22 protein-coding genes are annotated in these 26,179 nt (G+C 59.3%); 12 read left to right on the top strand and 10 right to left on the bottom strand.

All coding sequences use genetic code 11. The features are described 5' to 3' along the window. Positions 1–63: 63 nt before the first annotated feature. The 4 genes from BR41_RS20385 (at position 64) to BR41_RS20370 (ending at position 4,374) form a co-directional block, all read left to right on the top strand. Positions 64–567, top strand: a complete 504-nt coding sequence (locus BR41_RS20385; protein WP_035060870.1) for a VOC family protein — start codon at positions 64–66, stop codon at positions 565–567. A gap of 57 nt (positions 568–624) precedes the next feature. Then, positions 625–1,929, top strand: a complete 1,305-nt coding sequence (locus BR41_RS20380; protein WP_035060868.1) for an aminotransferase-like domain-containing protein — start codon at positions 625–627, stop codon at positions 1,927–1,929. 412 nt (positions 1,930–2,341) lie between these two features. Beyond that, entirely contained in the window at positions 2,342–3,499 is a 1,158-nt protein-coding gene (locus BR41_RS20375) for an alpha-hydroxy acid oxidase (protein WP_035060865.1), read from the top strand. A 2-nt stretch (positions 3,500–3,501) separates the two neighbouring features. Next, on the top strand, positions 3,502–4,374 hold the full coding sequence (locus BR41_RS20370; RefSeq protein WP_035060863.1) for a thioesterase domain-containing protein: 873 nt from the start codon (positions 3,502–3,504) through the stop codon (positions 4,372–4,374). A gap of 355 nt (positions 4,375–4,729) precedes the next feature. Here the strand turns inward: BR41_RS20370 and BR41_RS20360 are convergent, their stop codons facing one another. Then, positions 4,730–7,135 carry a penicillin acylase family protein gene (locus BR41_RS20360; protein WP_051711484.1) on the bottom strand — a complete coding sequence of 802 codons (2,406 nt, stop codon included), beginning with the start codon at positions 7,133–7,135 and terminating at the stop codon, positions 4,730–4,732. A gap of 216 nt (positions 7,136–7,351) precedes the next feature. Next, complete coding sequence (locus tag BR41_RS20355; protein ID WP_035060859.1) at positions 7,352–8,266, bottom strand: LysR family transcriptional regulator; 915 nt, start codon at positions 8,264–8,266, stop codon at positions 7,352–7,354. 123 nt (positions 8,267–8,389) lie between these two features. Between BR41_RS20355 and BR41_RS20350 the strand changes: the two genes are divergently transcribed. Continuing rightward, a complete protein-coding gene (locus BR41_RS20350; RefSeq protein WP_211251819.1) occupies positions 8,390–9,886 on the top strand; it encodes an MFS transporter in 1,497 nt (498 codons plus the stop codon). On the opposite strand, the gene BR41_RS20345 is transcribed toward BR41_RS20350, so the two are convergent. From BR41_RS20345 to BR41_RS20335, 3 genes are all read right to left on the bottom strand, one after another. Next, positions 9,871–11,817 (bottom strand): AsmA family protein, encoded by a 1,947-nt coding sequence (locus BR41_RS20345; protein ID WP_035060857.1) that lies wholly within the window; start codon positions 11,815–11,817, stop codon positions 9,871–9,873. The genes BR41_RS20350 and BR41_RS20345 overlap by 16 nt on opposite strands. A 161-nt stretch (positions 11,818–11,978) precedes the next feature. Then, positions 11,979–12,398: a response regulator gene (locus tag BR41_RS20340; protein WP_051711483.1), complete on the bottom strand. Its 420-nt coding sequence runs from the start codon at positions 12,396–12,398 to the stop codon at positions 11,979–11,981. Between the two features lie 82 nt (positions 12,399–12,480). Further along, on the bottom strand, positions 12,481–13,185 hold the full coding sequence (locus BR41_RS20335; RefSeq protein WP_245616031.1) for a response regulator: 705 nt from the start codon (positions 13,183–13,185) through the stop codon (positions 12,481–12,483). Between the two features lie 322 nt (positions 13,186–13,507). On the opposite strand from BR41_RS20335, the gene BR41_RS20330 reads away from it, so the two are divergent. Beyond that, positions 13,508–14,932, top strand: a complete 1,425-nt coding sequence (locus tag BR41_RS20330; RefSeq protein WP_035060854.1) for a CHASE3 domain-containing protein — start codon at positions 13,508–13,510, stop codon at positions 14,930–14,932. A gap of 72 nt (positions 14,933–15,004) precedes the next feature. Here BR41_RS20330 and BR41_RS24395 read toward each other — a convergent pair whose 3' ends face one another. Beyond that, a complete protein-coding gene (locus BR41_RS24395; protein ID WP_156970823.1) occupies positions 15,005–15,166 on the bottom strand; it encodes a hypothetical protein in 162 nt (53 codons plus the stop codon). Positions 15,167–15,261: 95 nt separating this feature from the next. Between BR41_RS24395 and BR41_RS20325 the strand changes: the two genes are divergently transcribed. Beyond that, positions 15,262–15,981: an AbiTii domain-containing protein gene (locus BR41_RS20325; RefSeq protein WP_051711481.1), complete on the top strand. Its 720-nt coding sequence runs from the start codon at positions 15,262–15,264 to the stop codon at positions 15,979–15,981. Positions 15,982–16,264: 283 nt separating this feature from the next. On the opposite strand, the gene BR41_RS23830 is transcribed toward BR41_RS20325, so the two are convergent. Continuing rightward, complete coding sequence (locus tag BR41_RS23830) at positions 16,265–16,399, bottom strand: entericidin A/B family lipoprotein (RefSeq protein WP_035060848.1); 135 nt, start codon at positions 16,397–16,399, stop codon at positions 16,265–16,267. A gap of 350 nt (positions 16,400–16,749) precedes the next feature. Between BR41_RS23830 and BR41_RS20315 the strand changes: the two genes are divergently transcribed. Further along, a complete protein-coding gene (locus tag BR41_RS20315) occupies positions 16,750–17,076 on the top strand; it encodes a hypothetical protein (protein WP_035060845.1) in 327 nt (108 codons plus the stop codon). 79 nt (positions 17,077–17,155) lie between these two features. Here the strand turns inward: BR41_RS20315 and BR41_RS20310 are convergent, their stop codons facing one another. Continuing rightward, positions 17,156–17,908 (bottom strand): substrate-binding periplasmic protein, encoded by a 753-nt coding sequence (locus BR41_RS20310; protein WP_169741341.1) that lies wholly within the window; start codon positions 17,906–17,908, stop codon positions 17,156–17,158. Positions 17,909–18,597: 689 nt separating this feature from the next. On the opposite strand from BR41_RS20310, the gene BR41_RS20305 reads away from it, so the two are divergent. Next, the gene (locus tag BR41_RS20305) at positions 18,598–20,166 is read left to right on the top strand and encodes a response regulator (protein WP_035060839.1); all 1,569 of its coding nucleotides are present in this window, start codon (positions 18,598–18,600) and stop codon (positions 20,164–20,166) included. A 63-nt stretch (positions 20,167–20,229) separates the two neighbouring features. On the opposite strand, the gene BR41_RS20300 is transcribed toward BR41_RS20305, so the two are convergent. Next, on the bottom strand, positions 20,230–21,135 hold the full coding sequence (locus BR41_RS20300; RefSeq protein ID WP_035060836.1) for a helix-turn-helix transcriptional regulator: 906 nt from the start codon (positions 21,133–21,135) through the stop codon (positions 20,230–20,232). 1,188 nt (positions 21,136–22,323) lie between these two features. Here BR41_RS20300 and BR41_RS25315 point away from each other — a divergent pair. From BR41_RS25315 to BR41_RS20285, 3 genes are all read left to right on the top strand, one after another. Further along, positions 22,324–23,022, top strand: a complete 699-nt coding sequence (locus tag BR41_RS25315) for a sugar phosphate isomerase/epimerase family protein (RefSeq protein ID WP_169741340.1) — start codon at positions 22,324–22,326, stop codon at positions 23,020–23,022. Then, a complete protein-coding gene (locus tag BR41_RS25310) occupies positions 23,019–23,972 on the top strand; it encodes a sugar kinase (RefSeq protein ID WP_035060833.1) in 954 nt (317 codons plus the stop codon). The genes BR41_RS25315 and BR41_RS25310 overlap by 4 nt, the downstream gene beginning before the upstream one ends. Before the next feature lie 94 nt (positions 23,973–24,066). After that, positions 24,067–24,648, top strand: coding sequence for a TetR/AcrR family transcriptional regulator (locus tag BR41_RS20285; protein ID WP_035060830.1), 582 nt, complete (start codon positions 24,067–24,069; stop codon positions 24,646–24,648). 238 nt (positions 24,649–24,886) lie between these two features. Here BR41_RS20285 and BR41_RS20280 read toward each other — a convergent pair. Then, a partial coding sequence (locus tag BR41_RS20280; RefSeq protein ID WP_035060828.1) for a pyridoxal phosphate-dependent decarboxylase family protein occupies positions 24,887–26,179 on the bottom strand: 1,293 nt, incomplete at its 5' end.

The following is a 26,179-nucleotide window of genomic DNA, read 5'->3' as shown; positions in this document are numbered from 1 at the left end:
CCCGCCAGGCAATGCGTCTGGCCAATATAAAGATACGCACCATGTGCCTGGAGGAATGATCCGATGTTTGAGAAAGAGAAGTCGCATGGAAAAACCCAATTCAAGAAGATCGACCACATTGCCTTTGCGGTAAAGGATCTGGATGCCGCGATCGATTACTTCGTCAATGTGCTCGGTTTTGATCTTATTCGCCGCCGCGTCATCGCCGGACAACGAACCGGCATGGTATCGGCCGAAATCGAGCAAAACGGCATCAAGTTCGTGTTGTGCCAAGGCACCGAGCCGGAATCGCAGGTTTCGCGATTGATCGAGAATTTCGGCCCCGGCGTGGCGCACATTGCCCTAGCCGTGGATGACGTCGAGGAAACCGCCCGGCAATTAAGCGATCAGGGCATGGAGTTCGATACGACGGTCATCAACGGCGCCGGGCTCAAGCAGGTGTTTTCAAGCCGCGATTCGAACACCGGGCTGAGCTTTGAATTCATCGAGCGCAGCGGCGAACAAGGGTTTCTCGAAGAGAATGTGACCGAACTCTTTGCACAGCTTGAAAAATCGGGCGCGTACTGAGCACGTCTCGACCAAGCTGAGCCACGAACAGAATTGTTGATGAAGGAAGCGCGCACCATGAACACGCTGGCACCCCCGGCCGAGGTTTCGATCGAATCGTCCCGCCTGGATGTGATGAATTTCCTCAATGAGATGGCGAATGACTTTCCCGACGCCATCTCGTTTGTTTCCGGGCGGCCCAGCGAACAGTTTTTCGACCTGGAGCACTGGATAAAGCGCATCCCCGAATTCGTGCATTACTACGCGGATCGCCAGCAAATCGACTTTGCTCGGGCCATGAATCAACTGGCGCAATATGGCCGCACCAACGGGGTCATCAATGAGTTGATCGCCCGTCAGGTGGGTACCGACGAAGGCATCGAGTGCGCCAGCAGCCAAGTCCTCATCACCGCCGGGTGCCAGGAAGCGATGGATTTGTGCGTGAAGGTCTTGTGCCGGGACGCGGACGACGTGGTGCTGGTACGCAGCCCGACCTACATCGGCATCACCGGCGCGGCAGAGCTGAACGGGGTACGACTGGCCGCTTTTACCGCCGATTCCGAGGCGCTGCTGCTGCCGGCGCTGCAGGAAAAGGTGCGAGAACTGGAGCAGCAAGGCAAATGCCCACGGGTGTTGTACCTCGTACCAGACTTCGACAATCCCACCGGCGAAGTGCTGTCGCGCCAGACACGGGAAGACGTGATTGCGTTCTGCGCGGCGAAGCGGATTGTGGTGCTGGAAGACAACCCCTACGGCATGTTCCGCTTCGAGGGTGAGCGCATTCAACCGATGCAGGCGCTCGATACGCAGGGCTGTGTGGTTTACCTGGGTACTTATTCGAAGACCATCTGCCCGACGTTGCGGATTGGCTTCGTGGTGGTTCCGGCGCACTTGTTCGGCAGTAAAGCCGCTGCGGCAGCGTTGTTGGGGCGCTTGTCGCAAGCCAAGAGTTTTGCTGCGGTCAATACCAGCCAGATCACGCAAGCGATTGCAGGTGGCTTGCTATTGGCCGAGGGGTGCAGCGTCGCGCAGCTGGTTGCGCCTGTCGTATCCATCTACCGCCGCAATCGGGATGCGCTGATCCATTGCCTGCAGGCCGCCTTTGCGGATTACGCCGATCAGATCACGTGGAATACGCCAACCGGTGGTTTCTTCCTGAACATCACCCTGCCCTTTGAATTCAAGCGGCAAGAGGCGGAATGCTGCGCGAAGGAATACAAAGTGCTGGTGATGCCTTTGTCTTATTTTGCGCTGGATGAAAAACAGGATTACCGCGTGCGCATGGCCTACAGCAATATCACACCGGCATTGATCGAGGACGGCGTGCAACGATTTGCCGCTTTCATCAAGGATCGTTTGGCGACGGGCGCGGTTGGGCGATAAGGGTCTGTTCACGATTTTTTGAGAAGTCGGTTCCGCGAACAGATGCGGCGCAATGCCCTTTGCTGAGCGAATCATAGATTCGCACGCGACGGGGATTGCGCCCTACGAAACAACAGACTTCGCAAACAGGTGCCGTCGTTATTTCCGTAATGGTTACGCCGAGCGGTTTTCTCCCCCCTTTCGCTAAGCGCCGAAGGAGCGGAGTGAGACCCCAGGCTCACGACCGACTGAGGGAAGCCTGTGGCGTGCGAAGTTTTGCTTCGTTCAGCCAGAGCCGCCCAGCGGGGGTCGCCTTTGGAGTGGAGGGGGCTTTGGCGAGACAAAGTCCTTTCCCCGTCCGCGCGGCGGAACGCGCTGTAACGCTTTTAAAACCGCGCCGCAGGCGCATAAAAAAGCCTTTTAGGACAAAAGGATGGCCATCATCACCAACATCGAGGACTTGCGCGTCCTCGCCCAAAAAAGGGTACCGCGCATCTTCTACGACTATGTCGATTCCGGCTCCTGGTCCGAATCCACCTATCGCGCCAATCGGGATGATTTTGCAGGCATCCAGCTGCGGCAACGCGTCGGCATCAACGTCGCCAACCGATCGTTACAGACGCAGATGGTGGGTCAGGATGTGACCATGCCGGTGGCACTCGCCCCGGTCGGTCTGACCGGCATGGTGCATGCCGATGGTGAAATCCTCGCGGCCAAGGCGGCAGAGCAATTTGGCGTGCCGTTTACCTTGTCCACGATGAGTATCTGCGCCATCGAGGATATCGCCGCCCGTACCACCAAGCCGTTCTGGTTTCAGCTGTACATCATGAAAGACCGGGACTTCACAAGCCGCTTGATCGCACGCGCTGAAGCCGCCGGCTGCTCGGCGCTGGTCGTGACCCTCGATTTGCCGATGATGGGACAACGCAACAAGGATCTGAAAAACGGCCTTTCGGTCCCGATCAAGCTATCCCTGCGCAATCTGCTCAACGTAGCGCATAAAACCCGCTGGTGGACTGGCATGCTGGGCACCAAGCGCCACAGTTTCGGCAATATCGTCGGGCATGTCCCTGAGGTGTCGGATACGGCGTCGTTATTGCAATGGACGGCGCAGCAGCTCGACCAATCCGTTAGCTGGAATGACATCCGGTGGATTCGCCAGCGCTGGCACGGCAAGTTGATCGTGAAAGGCATTCTGGATGCGGAAGATGCGCGACTGGCTACCCGGCATGGTGTCGACGCCATCGTCGTATCCAACCACGGCGGCCGCCAGCTCGATGGCGCGCCCTCCTCCATTGCCGCGCTGCCGGGCATTGTCCAGGCGGTAGGCCATGAAATGGAAATCCATCTGGATAGCGGCATTCGCTCCGGGCAGGACGTCCTCAAGGCACTCGCGCTGGGTGCCAAAGGCGTTTATATCGGTCGCGCCTTCATTTACGGCTTAGGGGCAATGGGCGAAGCCGGTGTATCCCGAAGCCTGGAAATCATCCACAAAGAACTGGAAATCACGATGAGCCTCTGTGGCATCACCGATGTGAAGCAGGTGGATCAATCCGTGTTATTCAAAGCGCCGCAGACCTATTCGAAATGACAATGCATCGATTGAATCCCGACGAAACCGCCCTACACGCCTATCAACCGCGCGTCACCATTCATAGCGGTGCATCTGGCGTTACGCCGCTGTTTTGCATTCCGGGGGCCGGGGCCAGCGTCTCCAGCTTCTATGAATTGTCGCAAACGCTGTCGGTGCACATTCCGATGCATGGCATGCAGGCGCGTGGCCTCGATGGCGAGCTGGCGCCTTATGCCGATGTCGCCAGCGCAGCCCAGGCGTACTTGCATGCCATTCGGGAAGTGCAGCCGCACGGCCCCTATCATTTGCTCGGCCATTCCTTTGGCGGCTGGATCGCCTTCGAGCTGGCCTTGCTGCTGGTCGCACAAGGCGAGCTGGTAGCTAACCTCGTCATCGTCGATAGCCGTGCGCCCAACGATGCAGATGACGCGGCTCGGCCGCACGGTCGAATCCCGACTTTGCTGAAGCTGATCGAGCTGTACGAGATGCGGCTGGATCAACCTTTGGCACTGACGGCGCGGCACTTTGTCGGGCTGAGCGCGGAGCAGCAGATCGCCTTGCTGCATCAAGCCTTGGTGAAAGCCGGCATTTTCTATCCGAAAACGCAGAAGAAGATTCTGGACGGCGTGGTGCAGGTGATGGATGCCAATCTGGCAACCCGCTATGCACCCAGCGGGCATTTCGCCGGGGCGGTGCAGTTCATCAGCGCCCAGGAAGGGGATGCGCTGCAGACGCAGCAGCGCATCGATGGGTGGCGTCGGTATGTGGGCACGCTGGAGCACCTGCAGATATCGGGCAACCACGTGACCATGCTGTCATTGCCGCATGTTGCGGCGCTTGGCAGCTTGCTGAATGAGTGGCTGGAAGTCGCTCAAGGTGTTGGGGTGGTCTGATCGGGCCAGGAGGCAGATGCGGCGCAATGCCCTTTGCTGAGCGAATCATAGATTCGCACGCGACGGGGATTGCGCCCTACGAACTGCATACCGTGCAAACCAGCTGCTATTACTTTGTTTGCGCAATGGTTGAACTGCGCGCTTTTCTCCCCTTCGCGCTAAGCGCCGAGGGAGTGGAGCGAGACCTTAGGCTCGCGACCGACCGAGGGTAGTCCAGAGGACCGTAAGGCGCAGGGTCGCCTTTGGGGTGGAGGGGCCTTTGGCGAGACAAAGGCCCTTCCACGGCCGCGGGACGGACTCCCGCTGTAATGCCTTTATCCGCGCCGCAGGCGCAGAACTGAAAAAGACTCCCCCCTCAAGGCAGCTTCGCCATCAACGTCAATGCATGCGCTTGCGGCCCCGGCAGCAACGGTGCCGGCTTGCCATGCGCCCACGTCTCGTGCCCGGCCAGGAAGTAATCACTTAACGGGTGTCCGCTCTGGCCGCCGGGCATATTGAAGATCGCCTGCGCTTCACGTGCCGGTGAAATCACCATCCGTTCCGATTGACCAAACTCCGGCGCAGCCACGCGCGGCATGTTGCCGTCGCCGGCCAATTGATCGGGCGGTGCGGCGAGCCAGCGCGACAAGAATGGCATCGCCATCGTAAACGGATGCCCGATGTGGGCCGTGTTGCGCCGGCCCCAGGTGGCCTCACGCAAGGGCGTGCCGCCTGGCGTCAATTTCGAGATCGTGTCGTCGATTGCCGCCAGTTCAACGGCATGCCAATCCTTGTCCGCTCGCGGCAGCCAGCCGGCGGGGCGTTCATCAAGCAGTCTGCCGATCACGACCGGCCATCTGGAAGTCGCCAATGCCACGCTGGCCTGGCTGTCGATTTTCTGGATTGCTTCGTCTGCCGCGCCGAACAGATGACCATACAAACTGTTGAGGTAACCCCGGCTAAGGCGGTAGCCCACCGAGGCAACGTCGGCATGGCCGCTCCACCCCTCCCGCAGCAAGCGCTTGAATTCGGCACGCTGCGGATGCCCCGCCAGCGCCGCGTCGTCGAGTGCATGCAGTGCCCGATCACGCCAAGTGCCCATGAACAACGCCCGGTCATCCAGGCTGACTTGATAGGCGTGAGCTTCATCGGTGATGCCCAGCTGGGTCAGGTCATCGCGGACCTGCTTGGTGCGGGCACCCAAATCCGCGCCGCCGTCACCGATCCGGTCGTACTCAGCGCCGGCCAATTGCCGGGAGTTCGCCGTCCAGAGCTGGCCGGAGGCGGGATCGATCAAGCTTGGGTGCTGCTCAGGTGCTGCCAGCGCTTGCCAGCCGGCATGCTCATCCCCGACGCGATAGGGAAAGCCATTCAGCGCACGCCGGTCTGGCAAGGGGCCGGCGATCGTCCAGCCGATATGCCCGGCGCTGTCCCCCACCACCATATTCTGTGCCGGGATGCCTGCGTACTGCCCCACGGCCAATGCCTTGGGGACGTCTTGTGCATGCTCCATCGCCATTAGACCAAGGTTTACCGCGCCTTCGTCATGGGCCAGCCAACGTACCGCAAAGCTTTGCTCGCCTTTCTTCCACACCGGGCCAAAGCGGGTATCGGCGACGCGCAGCACCTCCGGCTTGCCGCCCTTCACCTCGATGCGCTCATCGTGAAACGTCACCGGCTCGGTGCCGTTGGCTACGCGATAGCGTGTCGCATCCTTTGGATCCCATTCCAGCTCGACCAGGTCGAGATAATTGCCGTAGCTATTGGTGAAGCCCCAGGCGACCGTGCCATTGGTGCCGGCAACCATGAGCGGTGTGCCCGGCAAGGTGATGCCGGTCAGGCGGACTTTCTTGTTGTCGGCCGCCGGGTATTCCAGCACGGCCCGATACCAGATTTGCGGCAGTCGCAGCCCGAGGTGCATATCGGTACCGATGATCGCGCCGCCGTGGGTTGTCCGCTTGCCGGCAAGCGCCCAGTTGCTGCTCCCTACGCTGTTATCCATCGCGACTTCGGCAACCGTCTTGAGCGGGCGGCCGCCAAACCATTCCGGGGCGGCGCTGGGTAAGGGCGGTGGCACATCGGCCACCGTTGCGGCATCAAGCGGCGCATCCCATTCACTGCTCTTGGGCAGCAGGAAGGCCAGCTGCTGGGGCGTGGTTGATTGGTCTCGCAACCAGCCACGCGCAAATTCGCGGTGGAGTTGCTGCCCCTGCAATTCGAAATACATCGACCAATTGACGAGCAGCGTGTCCTCTGCGCGCCAAGGGCGTGGCGCTACGCCCAGCACTGCGTATTCGAATGGCCGGGCAGAGAGCTGGGCCAGCCCGGCATTGACGCCGGCGACGTAGTGATCCAATACCTTCCGCTCACTGGCTGGCAGCTTGGCCAACGCCTGTGTCGCACGCGCGGCAAAGCGATGAATGCGGCGCTCCCGATCAAATGGCAACGCCGCAGGTCCCATCAGCTCGGCGACTTCACCAGAGGCCGAGCGCCGCAACAGGTCCATTTGAAAAAACCGCTCCTGCGCATGCAGAAAACCGGTTGCGTACGCCACGTCTTCCCGGTTCGAGCCCGACACCGTGGGCACGCCATCGGCATCGCGCACGATGTTTACATCAGCCTGCAGACCTTGTGCGTACAAGCTGCCATCGAGCACAGGCCGGCTGCTGCGGAGATAAATCACCCCGATGACCACTGCGGCGACCAGCAGTAGCGATAGCACGCCCAGCCCGATCAAGGTGCGTCGCAAAATCGGTTTTCGACGGCTGAACCACGTAGTCATTACACTCCCCTCCCTATTTTTTTCCGGAGTGTAACAGCGTCCAAGAAAATCCATATGATGGGCGCGTAAAGTGACGGTGGCCGGGCGGTCTTCAGGCCCTTTTGGGACTCCCCCCAAAAAATATCAGCTTGTATTTTTTTGTAAATCAATCCCGCCGAGCCCTTGTCGCGCGTGCAGGATAAGTTGCTGACAATAGGCAAGTCCGCGGGACTGGTCTCAGCCCGTTGTGAATTCCGGCACTCCAGCCGCGCAAGCATCCAGAACCATACCCCGCAACCAGCGATGCGCTGGATCGGCATCCATTCTCGGGTGCCAGAGCAATGAAATCGTGAACGCCGCTATGGAAACCGGCAGCGGAAAGCTATGCATTCCGGCACGCAGGTTGCCGGTTTGGCGTTCGGGAACCGTGGCGATCAGGTCGGTGGCCCGAGCGAGCGCCAGCGCGGCTGAAAAGCTGCCGACGATCGTGATGATCTCTCGCGCCAGCCCGAGCGGCTGCAAGGCTTCATCAATCGAGCCCTTGTCGAGCCCCCGCCGAGAGATGCTGATGTGCTTGCCGCCGGCATAACGAGAAGGCGTAATCTCGCCCTGGCTCAGCGGGTGCCCCATGCGTACGACGCCGATGAAGCGATCCCTGAACAGCGAGCGCGCAATGATCTCCGGCCCCGTTGTTTTTCCGATCACGCCCGTATCCAGATCGATGGTGCCATCGCGCAGCGGCGTGCTCTCCTTGTTGGGCTTCTGCACGAAGCAGAGCTGCACGCCAGGCGCTGCCTCGCTGACGCGAGCGATGAGGTCCGGGCCGAAGTTTTCGACAAAGCCTTCGCGAACACGCAGCGTGAACGTCCTGACGAGCTGCTTGAGGTTGAGCTGCTCAACCGGACGGAGAACCCCTTCTGCATCCTGAACCAGCTGGCTGACCCGTTCGCGTAGCTCAAGCGCTCTGGGCGTGGGGACGAGCCCCCTTCCGGCTCTGACCAGCAGCGGATCGCCCGTCGTCTCCCGCAATCGCGCCAGTGCGCGGCTCATGGCCGACGGGCTCAGGCGCAACCGTTGGGCTGCACGCGCAACACTCCCTTCGGTGAGTACCGCATCAAGCGTGATCAGCAGGTTGAAATCCGGGGTCGACATGGTTTCGCATCCTTTGATGTGGCGTCAAACGCATGAATAAAGTGCAAATGGTGCGTCTTCCGCCATGCCAGGCATGAGCATATGTTTCGGATAACGCCATGTCGAGCGTTGCCCACGGAGCGCATGTTGAAGCCAATCCTTGCAAATGAAGTCGTCACTGGCAGTGCGGAACGCACGCCTTCGGTTCGCTGGGCGCTGGCCAGCCTCTGCCTGTCCATGCTGATGCCTTCGCTGGATACCAGCATCGCCAACGCGGGCTTGCCGACGTTGGCTCAGACGTTCACGGCCTCCTTCCAGGCCGTGCAGTGGATCGTCCTCGCTTATCTGCTTGCCATTACCACCCTGATCGTCAGCGTCGGCCGGCTCGGCGACATCCTCGGCCGCCGCCGCTTGCTACTGGCCGGCATTGTCCTGTTCACCGTGGCCTCAGTGCTGTGCGGCGTTGCGCCTACGCTCTGGTTCCTCATCGCGGCCCGGGCGGCGCAGGGGCTTGGCGCAGCCGTCATGCTGGCCCTCACCATCGCGTGTGTCAGCGAGACGGTGCCGAAGGAAAAGACCGGTAGTACGATGGGCCTGCTCGGAACCATGTCTGCGATCGGCACCACGCTCGGGCCATCGCTTGGCGGGCTGCTGATCGCCGGTCTCGGTTGGCGTGCGATCTTTCTGGTCAACGTGCCGCTGGGCATCCTGAATTTTCTGCTCGCGCGGCGTTACCTGCCGGTTGATCGCCGGGAGCCGAAGGCGGATCGGGCCGGCTTCGACAACGCCGGTACGCTGGTACTGGCACTGACACTCGCGGCTTATGCGCTGGCCATGACGCTCGGACAAGGCCGATTCGGCACACTCAATATGGCGCTGCTATCGGCCGCCGTCGTCGGCATCGCGCTGTTCGTACGCATCGAGGCAACGACCACCTCCCCTTTGATCCGGTTGGCGATGTTCCGCAATCCGGCACTGAGTGCGAGCCTTGCCATGAGCTTGCTCGTCGCGACGGTGATCATGTCGACGCTGGTGGTCGGGCCGTTCTATCTCTCTCGGGCGCTTGGGCTCGACACCGCTCTGGTCGGGCTCGTCTTGTCGGCCGGCCCGCTGGTCTCCGCGCTCACTGGCGTGCCGGCGGGCCGTATCGTGGATCGTTTGGGCGCGCAGCGCATGACCATCGCCGGGCTCATCGGGATGGTGGCCGGTTGCTTGGCACTCGCCTTGATACCGGCGACATTCGGCATCACCGGGTACGTCATCCCCATCGTCTGCACCACTGCCAGCTATGCGCTGTTTCAGGCGGCCAACAACACCGCGGTCATGACCGATATCCGACCCGACCAACGCGGGGTCATTTCCGGCATGCTCAGCTTGTCGCGCAATCTGGGGCTCATTACCAGTGCATCGGTCATGGGCGCAGTATTCGCGTTCGCGGCGGCGACGACTGACATCACCACGGCACGCCCCGCTGCCATTGCCACCGGCATGCATACCACTTTCGCTATTGCGGCCATCCTGATCGCCATCGCACTCACCGTCGCGATTGGCGCTTACCGTCGGCAAACTCGCCAGAACCGCTCACGCAAAATCGCACCGGTCGATCTGGGGCTTGAGCCGCAGGATCAGCGCGTGCCCTGAGCATGTGTATCCGCGCGCTTGATCAGCTGCCGGCAAGGCGTGTCGGGTGCGCCGCCGAATTCAACCAGTGGCAACAAGGCCAGCGGTGGCGCAACCAGGCCCAACGCGACGGCGAGTACGGTCCTGCCGGTGGCTTGCCCCAGTTGCGGTTTGACCTCGGGTTGCTTGAATGAACCGGTCACCAGAATCGGGCCGCGCAGGGCAACCAGGCTGTTGTCCTTCGGGTGCACCTTGAGCACCAGATTGAGCCGCTCGCCACGGAAGTCGATGTTGCCATCCCCGACGATGACCTGCTTGTCGGTATCCAGAATCAGCGTGCGTACCTTGGCGTTCCCGTTGCTCATATGCATATCGGCGACCAGGCAACGGATCGGCACCGGTTTGTCGCCGGCCAGCAGGATCGGGATCAGGTTGGCGATATCCAGGTTGGACAGGCGCAGCAGCAATTTGCTGATTTCGCCGCCGTTCATGATGACGGATAGGTTCCCGTCGGCCGAGGCCAGCATTTTTGCGATCGAGTTGCCGTAGGTAACCAGCTTGGCCTGCCCGCCCACCACACCGGCGTTGACCTTCTTGTTCTTGCCCAAGGCCGGCAACAGCCGCTCTAGCCGCAGCTTGCTGGCCGAAATGGTCAACTGACTCTTGATCGGGTTGGTGGTGCTGTCCATCTGCAAACGGCTGATGAACTGGCCGCCTGCGACGCCGACATTGAGCGGATCGAGCTGCAGCCGACCATCGCGCAGCCTGAGATTGGCGACGAGATCATCGAGTGGCCATGTGGCGGAGGCATTCAGGATACTGAGGCCCCGCAACCGGACATCGGCATTGGCGCTGCTCAGCTTGCCAAAGTCGAACTCACGCTGCGGCAGAATGCGGTCTCCAGCCAGCTGGATGGGTGCCCCGCTTTCCTGCCGGGCACCGATGAAGCCGGACAAATCCTTCAGATCAAGCTGTTTGGAAGTGAGATCGGCCTGGATGTATTTGGGCTTTTGCGCCAGATCGACCGAGAAATACCCGGCCATATCGCTTCGGCCCACCTTGCCGGAGAAATCGTGGAAGGCCCAGCGCTTGTTTTCATGCTGCAGGCTACCGGCGACCTGATAAGGCGCGGAGGGCGGGAATGGCAGCTTCAGAATGGGATAGAGCTGCGCCAGATTATGGCCGGACAAGGAGAAATCCAGATCCAGGCCGGCAAGCTGGTTCAGATCAGTGACCGTGCCTTTGGCGCTGAAGCGGGTTTCGGCGATCTCACCCTTTAGATCAATAGGATACGGCAGCTTGGCATCACGCAATGCCAGCAGCGCCCCGCCGCTACCGGCCACGTGCAGGCCCATATTGCGGTAGCGCCCGCTGGCGTCCACCGCCATGACGGCATCGCGCCCTTCAATGCCGTGCCGGGTCGCAACATGCGCGGTAATGTCGGTCGATTCAGTGGGGTCGACATAGCGCACCGATCCTTCCTCGATATTGACTAGTCCCAGCTTGAGCCATTCCGGCAGCGGCAGCGGGCCCGCCTTTTGCGTGGCGGATGGCGAACCGAGCGCCCAGTTCTTTGCACCAGCAGCGTTTTTTTCCAGCAACAGATCAAGGTGGGACAACACCACACTGGGCAACTCCAACTGGCAATGGAGCAGTGCGCGCGGGTTGACCCGGATCGTGAGGCGATCCAGTTGCGCCATCGTCGGCGTCTTGCTCCACGGGGCATTGCCGAACGACAGGCGATCCGCCGTGATGGTGGGTTGGGCGGACCAATGCACCTGCACATCGCCATTGATGGCAAACGGTCGGCCGATGGACTGACTGACACGCTGGCCGATCATGCCGCGCAGCATGTTCCACTCAAACAGGTGCACCGCCACTGCGATCAGCAAGGTGGTCAGCGTGGTCAGTGCCAGCAGCCAAATTGCGGCTTTCCGGGTTTTGCTTCCCATATATCGCCTTGATCCGATGCTACATCCCGCAGCCAACACCTGGGCTTGGCCGGACGTTGGCAACACGTAGCGTCAGTTCGACGCGATACCTGGGCCGGCGGCCCGTTTTGGTAATGACTTAGCCATACCCACTACTAAAGCGATCCGAAAGCGATCCGCGCTCAACCTTGTAGTGGCAGATCACCATGCGCCATGTTTTCGATGGCCTGGATGGCCTCTTCAAAATGCATGGATTTATCAAAAAAGAAATCGACGCCCAGCGCACGAGCCCGTCGCTCATAGAGCGGAAAAGCATGATTGGTCAGCACCATGCGCACGGGGGGCTGCGCGACGGCTTGGGTGATATAGGCGAGGACTTCGAATCCGGTGCCTTCCAGCAACTCCAGGTCGATCACGGCCAGGTCGAATTGCTGCTTTTGCAGCGCCGTAATGGCATCGCGTGCCGTGGCGGCAATGGCCGCGAACTCCACATTGGTCGTGTGCCCCAGCGCCGCCATCAAGGCTTCGCGTATCAGGCTGGAATCCTCGACCAGCAGCGTTTTCACGGTATTGCCAAGCGGCACCGATTGAGCGGCATCCATATATCCCCCATGCGGTTGCGTAATTGCAACCACGTCGCCTGCCGGGTTTATTCAATTCACTCAACATTCATTCAATTGATGTTCAATTGATGAGTTCATTCTTGATGGCGTAATACGTCAGATCGGCATTGGATTTCAGATTCATTTTTTCCAGCACCCGTGCCCGATAAGTGCTGACGGTCTTCACACTCAGGAACAATTCATTGGCGATTTCAGTGGGCGATTTGCCGCCAGCCAGCTTGTAGAACACCTGGAACTCGCGCTGCGATAGCGTTTCGTGCACTTGTTTATCGGTAGGCTTGGTGAGCTGGGTCGCCAGCAGATCGGCCAGCTCCGCCGATACATAGCGCCGCCCGTTGCAGATGGTGCGGATCGCCTTGATGATTTCATCCGGGTCCGCGTCTTTGGATAGATAACCACGGCAGCCCGAGCGAATCAGGTTGGTGGCGTAAAGTTCTTCGGCATAGCCGCTGAGAATCAGCACCGGCAGTTCCGGTTTGAGCCGCCGCAGGTCGCGCAGGGTATCGACGCCATCCTTGTCCGGCATGGCGATATCCAGCAGCACGATATCGAAGTCTTCCTTGCGCACCAGCGCGATGGCTTCGACCCCGGTGCCGGCCTCGCCAGTGACCGCGATGTCGGGCTCTTGTTCGATCAGCGCGCGCAATCCGGAACGGACGATGCCGTGATCATCCACCAACAGAACCCGCTTCTTCATCACGCCATTGACCATGATGTTTCCAGCGGCGATTGCATCGCCTGCTGCCTCAGATTGGATCGGAGCCATATTGCCCCGCACCGATTGTCTGCCACGCCATGACCGATACATCACCGTCGTAACGCGCAGGTATTATCAAAAAATAAACGCGCGCCATCAGTCATTTACGCGCCAAGTGGCGCACATCCGCCAAGCGCCCTACCCTCAGCTTGCCGTATTCGCCAGTGATGGTTTTCATTGTAAACGGCAGGACATGCCGCCAGGATAAGGACGCCGCTGAACTCGTTGTAGGACGACGCCTACGGCACATCCAACCGATGACCGGCGGATACGTCATCGCCGTCCCGTTAATCTGCGTTGGGTTAATTGCGAACCTTCTTAGGCTTGGGCAATGAAGAAATTGCTGCGAAACCTGCAAGAAGCCATCCTCTCCGCGGGCTGGAAAATACGGCTCTGCGTGCTGCTGTGCCTGTTGCTTCCGCTGATCGCGGCGTTGCTGTCCGACTACTGGCTGGCAACGACCACGTCGTACAACAACAGAATTGCCGCCACGCGGGAGCGCGTGCTCGCGCTGCGCGATCTGCAGAACCTGATCCTCAACGCCGAATCATCGCAACGCGGCTTTCTGGTCAACGGCGAATTGCAATACCAGATGAGCTACGACCTGGTACGCCCACGCATCAGCCAGCTCAGCGCCGCCTTGCTCGAACGCTACAACAAGGTGCTGGATGCGCCAGACTCGCGCAGCAGCAAACAGGTGCAACAACTATCGCTGCAGCTCGGCGAAAAGTTGTCCGAAATGGACATCAGCGTGGGCTACGCACGCGAAGGCAAGCTGGAACGCGCCCGCGAGCTGCTCAATACCAACCGTGGCTTTGAACTCGCGAGCCAGATCGAACGCCATATCACCGCCCTGCTCCACGAAGAAACACTGGACTGGAATGCCCAACTGGAACAACGCGCCAAGGTGCAGGCGGTGGTGCGAACCACCAGCTTCTATCTGTGGGGCATCCTGCTGGTGCTGGAAATCTGGCTGGTGTTGATGTTGTCCGGCCAGATTGCGCGCCGTTATCGGCAGGCCAAGGCGATTGCCGGTCGCCATCACGAACTGCACGGCAAGGTGCTGCGGCAAACGCAGGCGCTGCAAGACGTCGCCATGGAATATCAGTTGGGCATCGAGCGCGAGCAAGCCAAGCTCGCCCGCGAATTGCACGACGAACTCGGCTCGATCCTGACCGCGACCAAGATGGACGTGTCCTGGGTGCAGCGGGAGATTCGCAACAGCCACCCGGAAGTCAGCGAGAAACTGAAGCGCACGCTGATCAATCTGGATCAGGGTATTCAGTTCAAGCGGCGCATCGTGCAGGAGCTGCATCCATCGCTGCTCGCCAGCTTCGGGCTGGTCGCCTCGATCCGCTCCCTGGCCGAAGAGGCCGCGCAACGTTGCGGTTGGGCACTCACGCTCACGCTGCCGGATGACGATGTGCAGGTCAACGACCTGCTGGCGCTGATCACCTACCGCATCGTGCAGGAAACCCTGAACAACGCGGCCAAGTACGCCAAGGCATCGAAACTCAGCATCAGCCTGTTGATCGATCACGAACACCTGAAGCTGGAAATCGAAGACAACGGCGTCGGCGTCGATCTGGATGCCCTGCCCGCCAATACGCACGGCCTGCAAGGCATCCGTTATCGCGTCAACGCCATTGGTGGCAAGATCAACTTCACCAGCCGGCCGGGTGAAGGACTGTTCACGCTGGCCTTGTTGCCCAGCCGGCCGGGCAAGGAAACGCCGCCGTCGGTGGCAATTCCCTAGGTGCTGCCATTCGTTGCGGTACGGAATTTGCCGGCATCGCAGCCCCGGCCGGCAAGCCGTCCGGGCTACGGTTCACACTCCCTCGACACCGCTCCACCACTCGTAGGGCGGGTTAGCCGGCAACGGCGTAACCCGCCGCATGCTGGAAAACGACAGCGTGGCTCGACGCGTTTTCAGGGTTTCTCCTACAAACAGTGCGCGCTGCACCGACAGTAAGGCAACGACCTTACGCATAGGATGTAAGTCCGCGCTCTCCGCATTTTGATCACCACGCGGCTGAGGCCAACGCAGCATTTTTCGTCTACTCCGAAGATCTGAAGAGGCATGCCATGCGCACCACCCACAAAGCTGTTCCCCCCATTGCCGGGCTCGGCCCCCGCCTCCCGGACAAACCCCAGGCGCCCAATGACCAGAGCGATATCGAAACGACCATCCAATCCATCCGCAACGATCTGCTCAACGACCAGGCCGATCTGGCCAGCCTGTTGAGCCGCACGCTGGAACACACCCACCGACGCAACGCCCTGGCCACCAGCCGCTGGCTGGAATACGAACTCAACGGCTACCCGTCATCGCAAGCGCTCCCCAGCTACCGCAAAGTCGCCGTGCCCCCAACCACCGACCCTCACAGCGGCGAGCATTTCGACTTGCACATCGACCCTGATTGCGTGCTGGTGCCGCTGCAATTCGTGCCCGCACGCACCAGGCAAGACATTGGCCAATGCCATTTCCGCAACGCAGTGCGGGATTACCTGTCCTTCCTGCCCAGCCGCTATAGCGACAACGACACCAAGGAAAGCTGGCCGACGCGCTTTGTCGGCGAGATCAACTACCCGGCATTCATTCAGACGCTCAATTGCGTCGGCGGCTGGACCCGCATGCCAGGCAGCGCAATCCGCACCTTGCTCGACGCCGTGCGGCATCGCTTGCTGCTGGTGCTGGACGAAGCGGAATACCAGTTGCCGAGTCATGTGCTGCACAAAGGGGTTGCGCAGCGGGATGGTTTGGACAACTACGCGGCACTCATCCGGAAACGCCAGTTCGCCTGAGCGGGCTCTATCTCCCCTCTCACATCCCGTGCAAGGCTTTTAGCCTTGTTCAGGGAAAGTGGGAGAGGGGTCGGGGGTGAGGGAGAGGGGATAGTCGGCGCTCCGCAACCGTAGTCCCGTGCTCACGCCGATCCGTCATCCGATTCACGGTTCGCGGTGCGCCGAGCCGATCCAACGTCTCAGCTCGGGGCATATCCAGCGCGAAATGCCATTCCTCCGACAGATACGCGCCAATCTTCGCCAGATGATGCGGCTGGGATTCCGGCTCCCTCGGCAGCTGTAATCAACTATGCCGCTCAGCGCTGTTTTCAATTTTCTCGCCGCCTTTTTGCAGGTCTTGTCCGAACCCTTTCATGGTGTTGCAACCGGTCACGGCGAGGGTGGCCAGCAAGATCGCCAGCAAGCTGATGCGTTTCATGATCGTTTCTCCTGTATCCGGCGCTTGAGTCCGGCATGGCGTCTGGAATTGAATCCGGATTTGAACGGGGGCCGTGGAGTGCACCGGCAAGAAAACCACGCCACCACCCTGCCCCGGCAAGACATGGCACCAATGTATCCACGAACCGGCCGGCAATACTGTCGTGCTCTGCCCGGTTTCCTTGTCAGTGCCGTCCTACATGACGGGTTTTGGGGATGTTTGAAGGGGGTGAGATTCGGCGTGGGAGGATTCCTACGCAATATTCCATTTGCATCCGACGCAAGCTGACAACGGCACCCGGTACGCTGAAATGGCAGAACTTCCCATTACATCAGCAAGGAGAAACAGCCATGCAACCCAACGCCAAACACCTCTCTCCAGCGCGGCGTGCCGCCATCGCCATGACGCAACAATTGATGCGCCGCAGCCTGTGCGCCGATTGTCTGGCGCTGCTGCAAAACCCGGACGCCAAGCAGCCGCATGCACATCTGCAGCCGGCCATGGCGAACCATAACGAAGCCGGCATCGACTATGCGCACTACCGCTGCATGACCTGCAACCGCGATTGGTCGCGTGGCACCGATCCGCTCAAATTCAGTTATCACTGGACGCTGCAGGCCGTGAACAACAAATGGGCCTCGCCCGAGGATGTCCACCAGTCATGGCTGGTGAGCTGATCCCGGCATGGGGAAGGATGGGCAATGGCAAGATAGGCCGGGCGATATGTGCTGAAAATGCAGCACGCCCTCTCACCATTCAGCGAAACCTGGCAAGAATCGCATCCAGCTCACCCGATTTCTTTGCCGCCTGCGCCGCAATTTCCATTTTTGCGACAATCGCGCTGACATCCGGAAAGGAATGCCGTAACCCAAAGCAAAAATTAACCGGGGGCAAGAATGGCGCGGGCGTGAAGGTAAAACGTTTTGCCAGGCCCATCTGCAGCAATTTGCGACCGGTGGTGATCTCGCCCTCGATATAAATATCCAGGTGATCGGCATCGATCATGCGGAGTACCGTTTCTTCATCTTTGACCCATTGGATATGATCGGGCTCAAGATGCTCTTTCGGATAACCGGCGCCGATAAAATTGCCTTGCCTGAATGCCCGCATATCTGCGATCGAATGGATATTGAGCGGTCGAGGGTCATCGGCTCGATGGTAAATACCGAACCGGACGCTCACGATCGGTGTCGGGCAGAACTCGGCATAAGCCTGGCGCGCCTTGGTGATCGTGGTGCAAAAACCGTCCAGCTCCCCGCCCTCCACCATCGCCTGGGCGCGCGCCCAAGGAAAGCCGTGATGGCTAAACGTGAAGCCCGCGCCATGCCCGACCAATTCAACGCCATCAATCAATGCACCGTACATGGCGCCATTCGGGACATGAAAACTGAATGGCGGATAATTTTCGAAATACCCCATGCGTATACGCGGTGGCACCATTGCTTGTGCCGGTAACAGATAGCCCCCGGTCAAAGCCAAAGCGCCTCGCAAGATTTGACGTCTATCCATTCTCCCTCCATGTGTGACCGATTTTTGCCGCTTATTCAGCGAACGGTTTCTGGCGTAGCGCTGGCGTGGATTTGAATTTCTCAAGTCCACACGTATGTGTGCCTGATTGGCTGGATCGAAATGAATTGCCATCAAGCAACCCGGTTAATGTATCAAGACAAGGTCTCAATTTGGAATCGGATTGTGTCACAAGCCAAATAAAACCTGAATACATGTCAGTACGTTCGTAAGGAGAATACACAAATCGACCGCTCGTCCGCCCCATGCCAGCATTGGTCGAAAATCGACAATCAAAAGCGATAAAGCGCACCATGCGGGTGCATTGCACTGAATGATGATCCAGTGCACTTGGCACAAGAAAATACCGCACTTTGCCGCACAGTGTTATTGCTGCCTGATGAAAGTGGAAAAGTTAAATATAGACCAGCACAAGCAAAAAGAATCAGTCCGGCCTGTATTTAAATACACCGTCTTGAAATCATCACCAAAGGCATCATCGACCGTTTGTCATTTTTTATGAAGCGCCAAATTGACACGCCGAACTATGCACGCATAATACCGCTTATCGCTTCAATGATCGCTTTCAGTCTATTTTAAAAACATCAAAAACCAATTACGCGTCCTCATCCATGGAATGGGGACGAAATCCGCTGATAAAAAATAAGAATTGATATACAAGGGGAGCAAGCATGTCTGCAGCAGATCAATGGCTTATTGATGATCGTGATGAGCCTGCACCACCTGCCACGGAAGCAGCGTGGCATATCCTGATCGTCGACGACGAGCCTGATGTTCACAAGGTTACGCAATTGGCCCTCATGGGGCTTATTTTCAGGGATCGCCGGGTAGAGACGCATTCCTGCTATTCAGGACAAGAAGCCATCGAATTCTTGTCGCATCGTACCGATATTGCGCTGGCCCTGATTGATGTCGTGATGGAATCCGATGATGCAGGTTTGCGGGCAATACAAACGATTCGCGAATTACTGGGCAATCACCAGATGCGCATTATCTTGCGCACGGGTGAACCCGGCGCGGCCCCCAGCCGATTCGTGATCGAGAATTACGATATCAACTGTTATAAAGCGAAGACCGAGCTTACGCGCGATCAGCTCTATACGGCGGTGTTTGGCGGGCTGCGCTCCTATCATGATCTGATGTTGATTGAATATCAGCGGCAAGCGCTGAATATCAATCGCCAAGGTCTCATGAAGGTCAATGAAGCATCGCAAGTCCTTTATCAGACCGCGTCGATGATTGAATTGATCGAAGGCGTGATGACGCAGCTGCAATCGGTTCTTTTCCTGAATCTACCCGGCAGCACCATCGAAATCACCGGCACCCTGATTGCATGCGGCCCGCCCGAGGAGTTGGAGATTCTGCAAGCGACGGGGTCATATGCTGGCCTGGAAAACAAAGCGCTGTCCGCTGAAAACGTGGCGCGCCTGCAGTGGGCGGTCAATACGGCCATCGCGCTCAAGCATAGTATCTGTGCCGAAAATCACTTCGTGGGCTTCTTTGAAAGCCAGCAAGGGCGAATCGGGTTATTTCTCATTGAAGGCCCGGCGCCCTTCCCTTACATCGACCAGGATTTGATTGAGCTGTTTTTCCGCAATGTCAGTGTGGCCTACGAGAGCCTGCTGCGATCCACTGAATTGGAAGAAACCCAGCGCAGCATTATCTATACCTTGTCCGAAGTGGTCGAAAACCGCTCGCAGGATACCGGTTATCATATTCATCGCATGGCGGAGTATTCCTACTTGCTGGCGAAAGAATTAAGACTTCCCGAAGAAGAAGCGGCAGCCATCCGGATGGCATCGCCATTGCACGATATCGGTAAAGTCGGCATTCCGGATTACGTGTTGCATAAACCCGGTGCGCTCGATGCAGAAGAGCGAAAAATCATGGATACCCACGCGCAATTGGGATATCAGATGCTGAACAACCTCAATTCACGCGTTTTGCAGATCGCGGCCATTATTGCGCATCAGCATCATGAAAAATGGGATGGCACTGGTTACCCGAATCAGTTATCCGGCGACGCAATTCATATCGCGGGGCGTATTTCGGCACTGACCGATGTCTATGATGCGCTCTCGCAAGCACGCTGTTATAAAGCGGCCTGGCCGCGAGACAAGGTGCTGGAGACGATTCAAGCCGGTAGCGGCAGCCATTTCGATCCTGCGGTCGTCGCCGCTTTCTTTCGTGTCCTGCCAGAGATCGAGGTTTTGCAGGCCCGCTATGCCGAAATGAAGTAGTCAGAGGAAAAATCTCCGTCTGTCAGCGACGAGCGGTGCCAGACGGAAATTCCCCCCGTAAGGTTAATGGCCCGCAGCGCTTGCAGCAGAACCGGGCAGGATTTTTGTCTGCGCCCGGGCGCGCTCGCGCAATAGATCGCTTGGCCCGCTGCCGAAATGCAGGGTGAAGCGGCGCGAGAAACTGGCAACCTCCTCATAGCCCACCGCTTCTGCCACCTCGCCCACGTTGCCAAACCCGGCCCAGAGCAGCTCCCTGGCCCGTGCCATGCGCATATTGATGATCATCTGCTGCGGCGGCGCGCCGAGGTAGCGCACGCACAAGCGCTGGAGCTGCGCACGGCAGACGCCGTATTGGGCGGCCAATTGATCGACCCGCCACGGCTTGGCCGGCTCGCGCCGCACGGCATCAAACAGCACCCGCAACCGGGATGTGATCTCGTCCCCCATCTCGGTACTGGTCAACATGCGCTTGAGCAGATCGACGGCGAGCAGCATGGCTGCAGCACTGAACGCATCGTGCGGCTGCTTCACTTCCTCACACAGCAAGGCGACGGCGTGGAAGAGGTTTTCCGCGCGGCTGACCTGGCGCGTGCTCACCTGCGGGCCGTGCAGGGCATCCCAGGCGGGGACATCCTCCAGCAGGAACCACACCAATCGCCATGGCTGTCCGGTGAACCTGAAACCGCTGTGGCCATGTGCCGGCAAGATCGCCAATTGCCCTGGCCCGAGCGGGCGGGTCCCCTTGCCTTCGATCAACTCGCCGTGCCCTTCCACGCTGACCAGCACAACGTGAAACGGCGCGCCAATCCGTTCAACGTGCAGCCGCGCATTGATGTACGACACCCCGGCCATCGACACGCCATGATCGCCCAGGCCGCTCAGATTGGGATAACAAAAGGGGGCCGAGCCGATGTAGTGCTGCTCGTTGCTGGGAGCAACATCAAAGAATTCCTGATAGATCGTCGACACGATATGCAGCTCGAATACATTTATTTCTGATCTGGCGATATTACTGCACGCTGTGAATACACATTGCCTAAGCGCGCCCGATAAAATGCCCGTTTAAACATACCTGTAAGTATTTTCTTAAAAAACCATTCAAGAACAACCGTTCGTCAGTACTTGCCAAGCAGGGTGGGAGGCATTCAAATTCTGACGAAAGCATTTAGTGGCTTATTCAACATCTGAAAAGCAAGCCACGATATCAATCCGATATAAGCATATTATCTTCATGCAATCGTCCATCGGTCATCGCGCCTGAAAATAATTTTCACCCGCACGACCCCCTGCTGGTCGATATCACCGCGCAAAAAAATACACAGTATTCAGCAATGCAGGCTTGGGCGGCAATGCCGACTGTCATATCAAGACAAACCGGCCGGGGATATCGATATTGCCACGCCATTTGGGTGTCAAAAGGCGCAACGTAAGCGAACCGATATCAAGGCGCAGATCAAGCTGGCTGCCGGGCCGGTCCTATCCGCCGCATCACGCGGCTCGCCAGCTTATATCGGCACTGTATTCGTCAACGGCAAGTGAGTGGCATCTACCCTCATCGCCATTGACCGGTCTTGCCAAACTGCTTTCAGGGCAAGATGTGCCACACGTCTCAAAAGCATACAAAGTAAGGTCATTGTTTGTGGCTAGTAATAAAAGCCTGCAATTCATATTTTGAACGCAAAACCCCGCCAATCCTGCAATAAAAGCGTCACAAACACCACCCATGCATGATTTGAACAAATATCGACGCAACATCCAAACATTCTAATACGAATCAAAAACAGGCAAGGTAGCCACCGGCTTGGCGGCGACTCGCTCAGGGCAAAGGGAGTGGCCGCACAGAGCCCGACCGCGTCATCCTTGCTATCGATGAGCAGACCATTCATTTAACCCGGATCGTCTGGCGAGTATTGGAATTGTTTATATCCCTCCCCGAGGCATTCCGCTGAAAAGGAAAGAGGCTGTATCCAGGCAGTTGATTGCGGCTGCATCACGCTTTTTATTCATGCCAATACCAAAGAATCAGTACATCAATTCAAAAAGCGACACCTTTCATTGAAGAATCAACATGAAGTACTCGAAACGGGCAATCGGGTTGCAGTGGCAACATCAGCTTATGGGGCAAGACGGGTCATTCAATTGGGGCACGCCCATTTCGTGCCGATCGTAGCGGCAGCCGGATCGAACGGGATTGAAATCTGCCGGGAATTGCAAGCAGAGCATGATGACCACACCTTGCGGCATCTGGGCGATGAAATCCGTCGGCACCAATTGCCGTGCGTCTATTCGACCTCAACCGCGCTCTGGCCGGATGCGAAATACCTCGCTCTGGGGAAAGTGGCGCGGCTGCTGCATGAAGCAAGCGTGCTGGGCGCCAAGGCCGTCAACATGACGCTCGGATGCTACGACGACGGTGCCCATCTTGAGCGACTCGGGCTGTTGCTCGCGACCAGCCAGGTGCGGCTCTGGATTACCAACGATCAATCCCGGCATGGCGGCACCATTGCGCCGCTCGCCGCTTTTTTTGCTCAGGCATCGCGTCACGACGTGCCCGTCGGCATGGCCTTCGATACCGGCAACTGGCACTGGAACGACGTCGATCCTTTCGAGGCAGCGCGGCACTTCAGCCCCTTCGTTGAATATATCCATTGCAAATCCGTGCGCCGCAGCAGCGGCGGTTTGCATACCTTCCCGCTGACGGACGACCCCGCCTGGCGCTCGTTGTTAAAGCTGCTGCCGAGTACCGCATTGCGCGGTATCGCTTTTCCAATCGTCGGTGCCGATCTCGCCGAGGCGACCAGGCGGTATGTGGATCTGATCGCCCAGCCCCCTTCCCAAGCGGGAACGCCGGCATGAGCGCGGTGGATATCGTCACCTTTGGCGAAGCCTTGGCGATGTTCCTGGCCATGGAGCCCGGCGATCTGATCACGGCGGATCAATATCTACGCGGGCTGGCCGGGGCCGAGAGCCAATTCGCCATCGGCATGGCCCGGCTGGGTTTCCGTACTGGCTGGGTCAGCCGTCTGGGCAATGATTCGTTCGCGCCCTTCATCCGCTCGGTATTGCTGCGCGAAGGCGTCGATCTGACCTGCGTGCAGACCGATCTGCACCATCCCACCGGGTTTCAATTCAAATCCAGGCCGCTGCACGGCGAAGTGCCGGTGGTTGAGTCTTTCCGGAAAGGGTCGGCAGCCAGCCGTCTCTCGGTTGAGGACTTCGACCCGGCCTATTTCCGCGGCGCCCGCCATTTGCACGTCACCGGCATCGCCCCGGCCTTGTCGCCCTCGGCGATGCACTTTACCCAGCATGCGATGGACTTCATGCGCTTGTCCGGCAAGGGCATCTCGTTCGATCCGAATCTGCGCGAGCCTCTGTGGCCATCGCAAGAAGTGATGATCAAGCAGATCAACCCGCTGGCCTGCAAAGCGGATTACCTGTTGCTGAGCCTGGCGGAAGGCCGTCTGCTGACCGGGCTACATGCCCCGGAAGACATCACCGCCCGCTATCTGCAATTCGGCGTCAAGCATGTCGTGGTCAAGCTGGGCCACCAGGGCGCGTACTTCAGCAGCCACGACGGCCAAGACGGCTATGTCTGCGCTGGCGCACCACCCGCCGACAGCATCACCACGGGGGAGGGCGAAGGCTTTGCCGCCGGTGTGATCAGCGCCCTGCTCGAACAGCGCCCGCTTGAGGCGGCCATCGCGCGCGGCAACTGGATCGGCACCTTGGCCATGCATGCAGCGGGCGATATGACCGGGCTCCCCACCCGGCAGCAGCTGGAGCGCCATGAATCGGAAATATGGTGATCGGCCAGGTCGGATTACCCCACGGATTTCCGGATCAATGCCCGCGTGAGCAGCCATTCACGCCGCAAGTACGTCTCTTCATTGGAAACACGCCATGCCAACTCAAATCGAACGCTCAGCCCAGACGCAACAAGACCTGTTAACCGCAGCAGAAATGCAGATTGCCGAGCACGGATATGCGGCGCTCAGCGAAGGCCGCATTTGCGCACGGGCGGGGGTCACCCGCGGGGCGTTACGTCATCACTACCCGAGCGGCCGTTACGATCTATTGCCGATGCTGCTTGAGCAACTGATCGAGCGGCAAAGCGCCGAACTCGCGGCTGCCGGCCCGATCGATCCACGCGAGCGGGTTTACCTGATGCTCTATGGCATCCTGAACAACCCGGCCCAATCCAACCTGCTGGTGATCCTGGAAATCTGGATGGCCACGCGCGGGGACGCCAAACTCGCCACGCGAATCAATCCAATCCTCACGACTATGTTCGAACGGGTATTCGGCGCCGCAGCCGATCAGAATCTTGCCCCCGATATTCTGGCGATCCGGCTGACACTGACCGGCGCATGCATGCATCGACTCGGCCACGACGATGGGCACGAGGGGGTGGTCCGTGCGGTGCAATGGATTCTTGAGCGACTGCCACCACCGCCTGAATTTGCGCGGCGATTTCTCTCTTAGAGTCTGTTTACGATGTTTGCAAAGCCGCCTGTTCGAAGCGCTTCAAGGTGTTACTTCCCCTTTTTGTGCCGTGCGAATCTTTGATTCGTCCAGGTATTGGGGATTGAGGGGGATTTCGACGTCATCACAACTTGAAATGCCGCAGCCCCCCCTAGCCCCCTCTAAAAAAGGGGGAACTCCAAGCGACCAGAAACACATGGGGCTGCGAACATGCGCCACTCCACCCCTACCGCCCCACTCATCCCCCCAAGCGCCGACCGGCCGCAATCACCGCATCCAGCAGAATGTCGATGTCTTCCGCAGTCGTGCGGTGATTCACAATGGCCGCACGGATCGCCTGCTTGCCGTCGACCTTGGTGGTGGAAGGCACCGCGATGCCGGATTCCTGCAGATCGATGGCGATATCGGTATTCAGGCGATCCAGCTCCTGGCTGGAGGCCGTGAAGCGGAAACAAACGACGTTGAGCGTTACTGCGCTCAGCAGCTCCAGCTCCGGCTCCCTTTCAACCCTCGCCGCCAGCCGCTGCGCCAGATCGCAGCATTGCGCCACGATCTGGCCCAGCTTGTCCGCCCCATAAACCTTGAATGTCATCCACACCTTCAGTGCACGAAATCCACGGGATAGATCGGGGCCGTAGTCGGTGGGCCACGGATGGCCGGCGGCCAGACCGCGTGTCTCGCGGTGGAGGTAATTCACGTGAGTCGCGAAGGCGGCGGCGTGCTTCACCCCATCCCGCACCAGCACGCAGCCGGCGTCATACGGCACCTGCGCCCATTTGTGGAAATCGAAGGCCACCGAATCCGCCGCCTCGATACCGGCCAGCAACGGCCGCTGCGCCGGGGACAGCATCGCAAGCGCCCCGAAGGCCGCATCGACGTGAAACCACAGTGACTCCTGCTGGCAAAAGCGGGCGATGCCGGTCAGATCATCCACCGCGCCGGTGTCGACCGTGCCGGCAGTGCCAATCACCAGGAATGGCTGCAGGCCCGCCTCCCGGTCACGCCGGACTGCGGCGGCCAGCTCGACCAGGCTGATCTTGTGGTGCTCATCCAACGGGATCAGGCGCAGCGCCTGGGTGCCAAGGCCCGCCATATCCATCGCACGCAGCACGCAGTTATGCGTGGCCGGCGAGGTATAGGCCACCAGCTTGTGCCCGGCCAGCCCCTCCTTGCGCACGCCGGCCCCCATGGCCTGGGTGCGCGCCACCAGCAAGGCGATCAGGTTGGCGACCGAGGTGCCGGTGACGAGCACGCCCGTCGTCGTCGTGGGGAAACCCAGCATCTCGGCCGACCAGCGGATGACCTCGCGCTCGACCTCGATCGGCGCATGATCACGCCCGCCCAGATTGGCATTGAGCGTGGCCGCGAGCATCTCCGCCAGCACGCCCACCGGGTTGCCGCCACCCTGCACCCAGCCCATGAAGCGCGGGTGGATATTGCCGGCGATATAGGGCTGCACCAGCCGCTGGAAATCACCATAGGTATCCGCAAGGCTGCCGGCTGCATGCGGCAGCGGCGTTTTGAGTTCGGC

Origin of the sequence: Andreprevotia chitinilytica DSM 18519 (assembly GCF_000711875.1) — a bacterium.
Classification (GTDB): domain Bacteria; phylum Pseudomonadota; class Gammaproteobacteria; order Burkholderiales; family Chitinibacteraceae; genus Andreprevotia; species Andreprevotia chitinilytica.
Note: the sequence above shows the minus strand (reverse complement) of the source record. Positions and strands in the feature narration are given on the sequence as shown.

What these genes read in the sequence shown, in the direction of transcription:
- BR41_RS20385 (WP_035060870.1), top strand. Translation starts at nt 64, where the DNA reads ATGTTTGAGAAAGAGAAGTCGCATGGAAAAACCCAATTCAAGAAGATC.
- BR41_RS20380 (WP_035060868.1), top strand. Translation starts at nt 625, where the DNA reads ATGAACACGCTGGCACCCCCGGCCGAGGTTTCGATCGAATCGTCCCGC.
- BR41_RS20375 (WP_035060865.1), top strand. Translation starts at nt 2,342, where the DNA reads ATGGCCATCATCACCAACATCGAGGACTTGCGCGTCCTCGCCCAAAAA.
- BR41_RS20370 (WP_035060863.1), top strand. Translation starts at nt 3,502, where the DNA reads ATGCATCGATTGAATCCCGACGAAACCGCCCTACACGCCTATCAACCG.
- BR41_RS20360 (WP_051711484.1), bottom strand. Translation starts at nt 7,135, where the DNA reads ATGACTACGTGGTTCAGCCGTCGAAAACCGATTTTGCGACGCACCTTG.
- BR41_RS20355 (WP_035060859.1), bottom strand. Translation starts at nt 8,266, where the DNA reads ATGTCGACCCCGGATTTCAACCTGCTGATCACGCTTGATGCGGTACTC.
- BR41_RS20350 (WP_211251819.1), top strand. Translation starts at nt 8,390, where the DNA reads ATGTTGAAGCCAATCCTTGCAAATGAAGTCGTCACTGGCAGTGCGGAA.
- BR41_RS20345 (WP_035060857.1), bottom strand. Translation starts at nt 11,817, where the DNA reads ATGGGAAGCAAAACCCGGAAAGCCGCAATTTGGCTGCTGGCACTGACC.
- BR41_RS20340 (WP_051711483.1), bottom strand. Translation starts at nt 12,398, where the DNA reads ATGGATGCCGCTCAATCGGTGCCGCTTGGCAATACCGTGAAAACGCTG.
- BR41_RS20335 (WP_245616031.1), bottom strand. Translation starts at nt 13,185, where the DNA reads ATGGCTCCGATCCAATCTGAGGCAGCAGGCGATGCAATCGCCGCTGGA.
- BR41_RS20330 (WP_035060854.1), top strand. Translation starts at nt 13,508, where the DNA reads ATGAAGAAATTGCTGCGAAACCTGCAAGAAGCCATCCTCTCCGCGGGC.
- BR41_RS24395 (WP_156970823.1), bottom strand. Translation starts at nt 15,166, where the DNA reads ATGCGTAAGGTCGTTGCCTTACTGTCGGTGCAGCGCGCACTGTTTGTA.
- BR41_RS20325 (WP_051711481.1), top strand. Translation starts at nt 15,262, where the DNA reads ATGCGCACCACCCACAAAGCTGTTCCCCCCATTGCCGGGCTCGGCCCC.
- BR41_RS23830 (WP_035060848.1), bottom strand. Translation starts at nt 16,399, where the DNA reads ATGAAACGCATCAGCTTGCTGGCGATCTTGCTGGCCACCCTCGCCGTG.
- BR41_RS20315 (WP_035060845.1), top strand. Translation starts at nt 16,750, where the DNA reads ATGCAACCCAACGCCAAACACCTCTCTCCAGCGCGGCGTGCCGCCATC.
- BR41_RS20310 (WP_169741341.1), bottom strand. Translation starts at nt 17,908, where the DNA reads ATGGATAGACGTCAAATCTTGCGAGGCGCTTTGGCTTTGACCGGGGGC.
- BR41_RS20305 (WP_035060839.1), top strand. Translation starts at nt 18,598, where the DNA reads ATGTCTGCAGCAGATCAATGGCTTATTGATGATCGTGATGAGCCTGCA.
- BR41_RS25310 (WP_035060833.1), top strand. Translation starts at nt 23,019, where the DNA reads ATGAGCGCGGTGGATATCGTCACCTTTGGCGAAGCCTTGGCGATGTTC.
- BR41_RS20285 (WP_035060830.1), top strand. Translation starts at nt 24,067, where the DNA reads ATGCCAACTCAAATCGAACGCTCAGCCCAGACGCAACAAGACCTGTTA.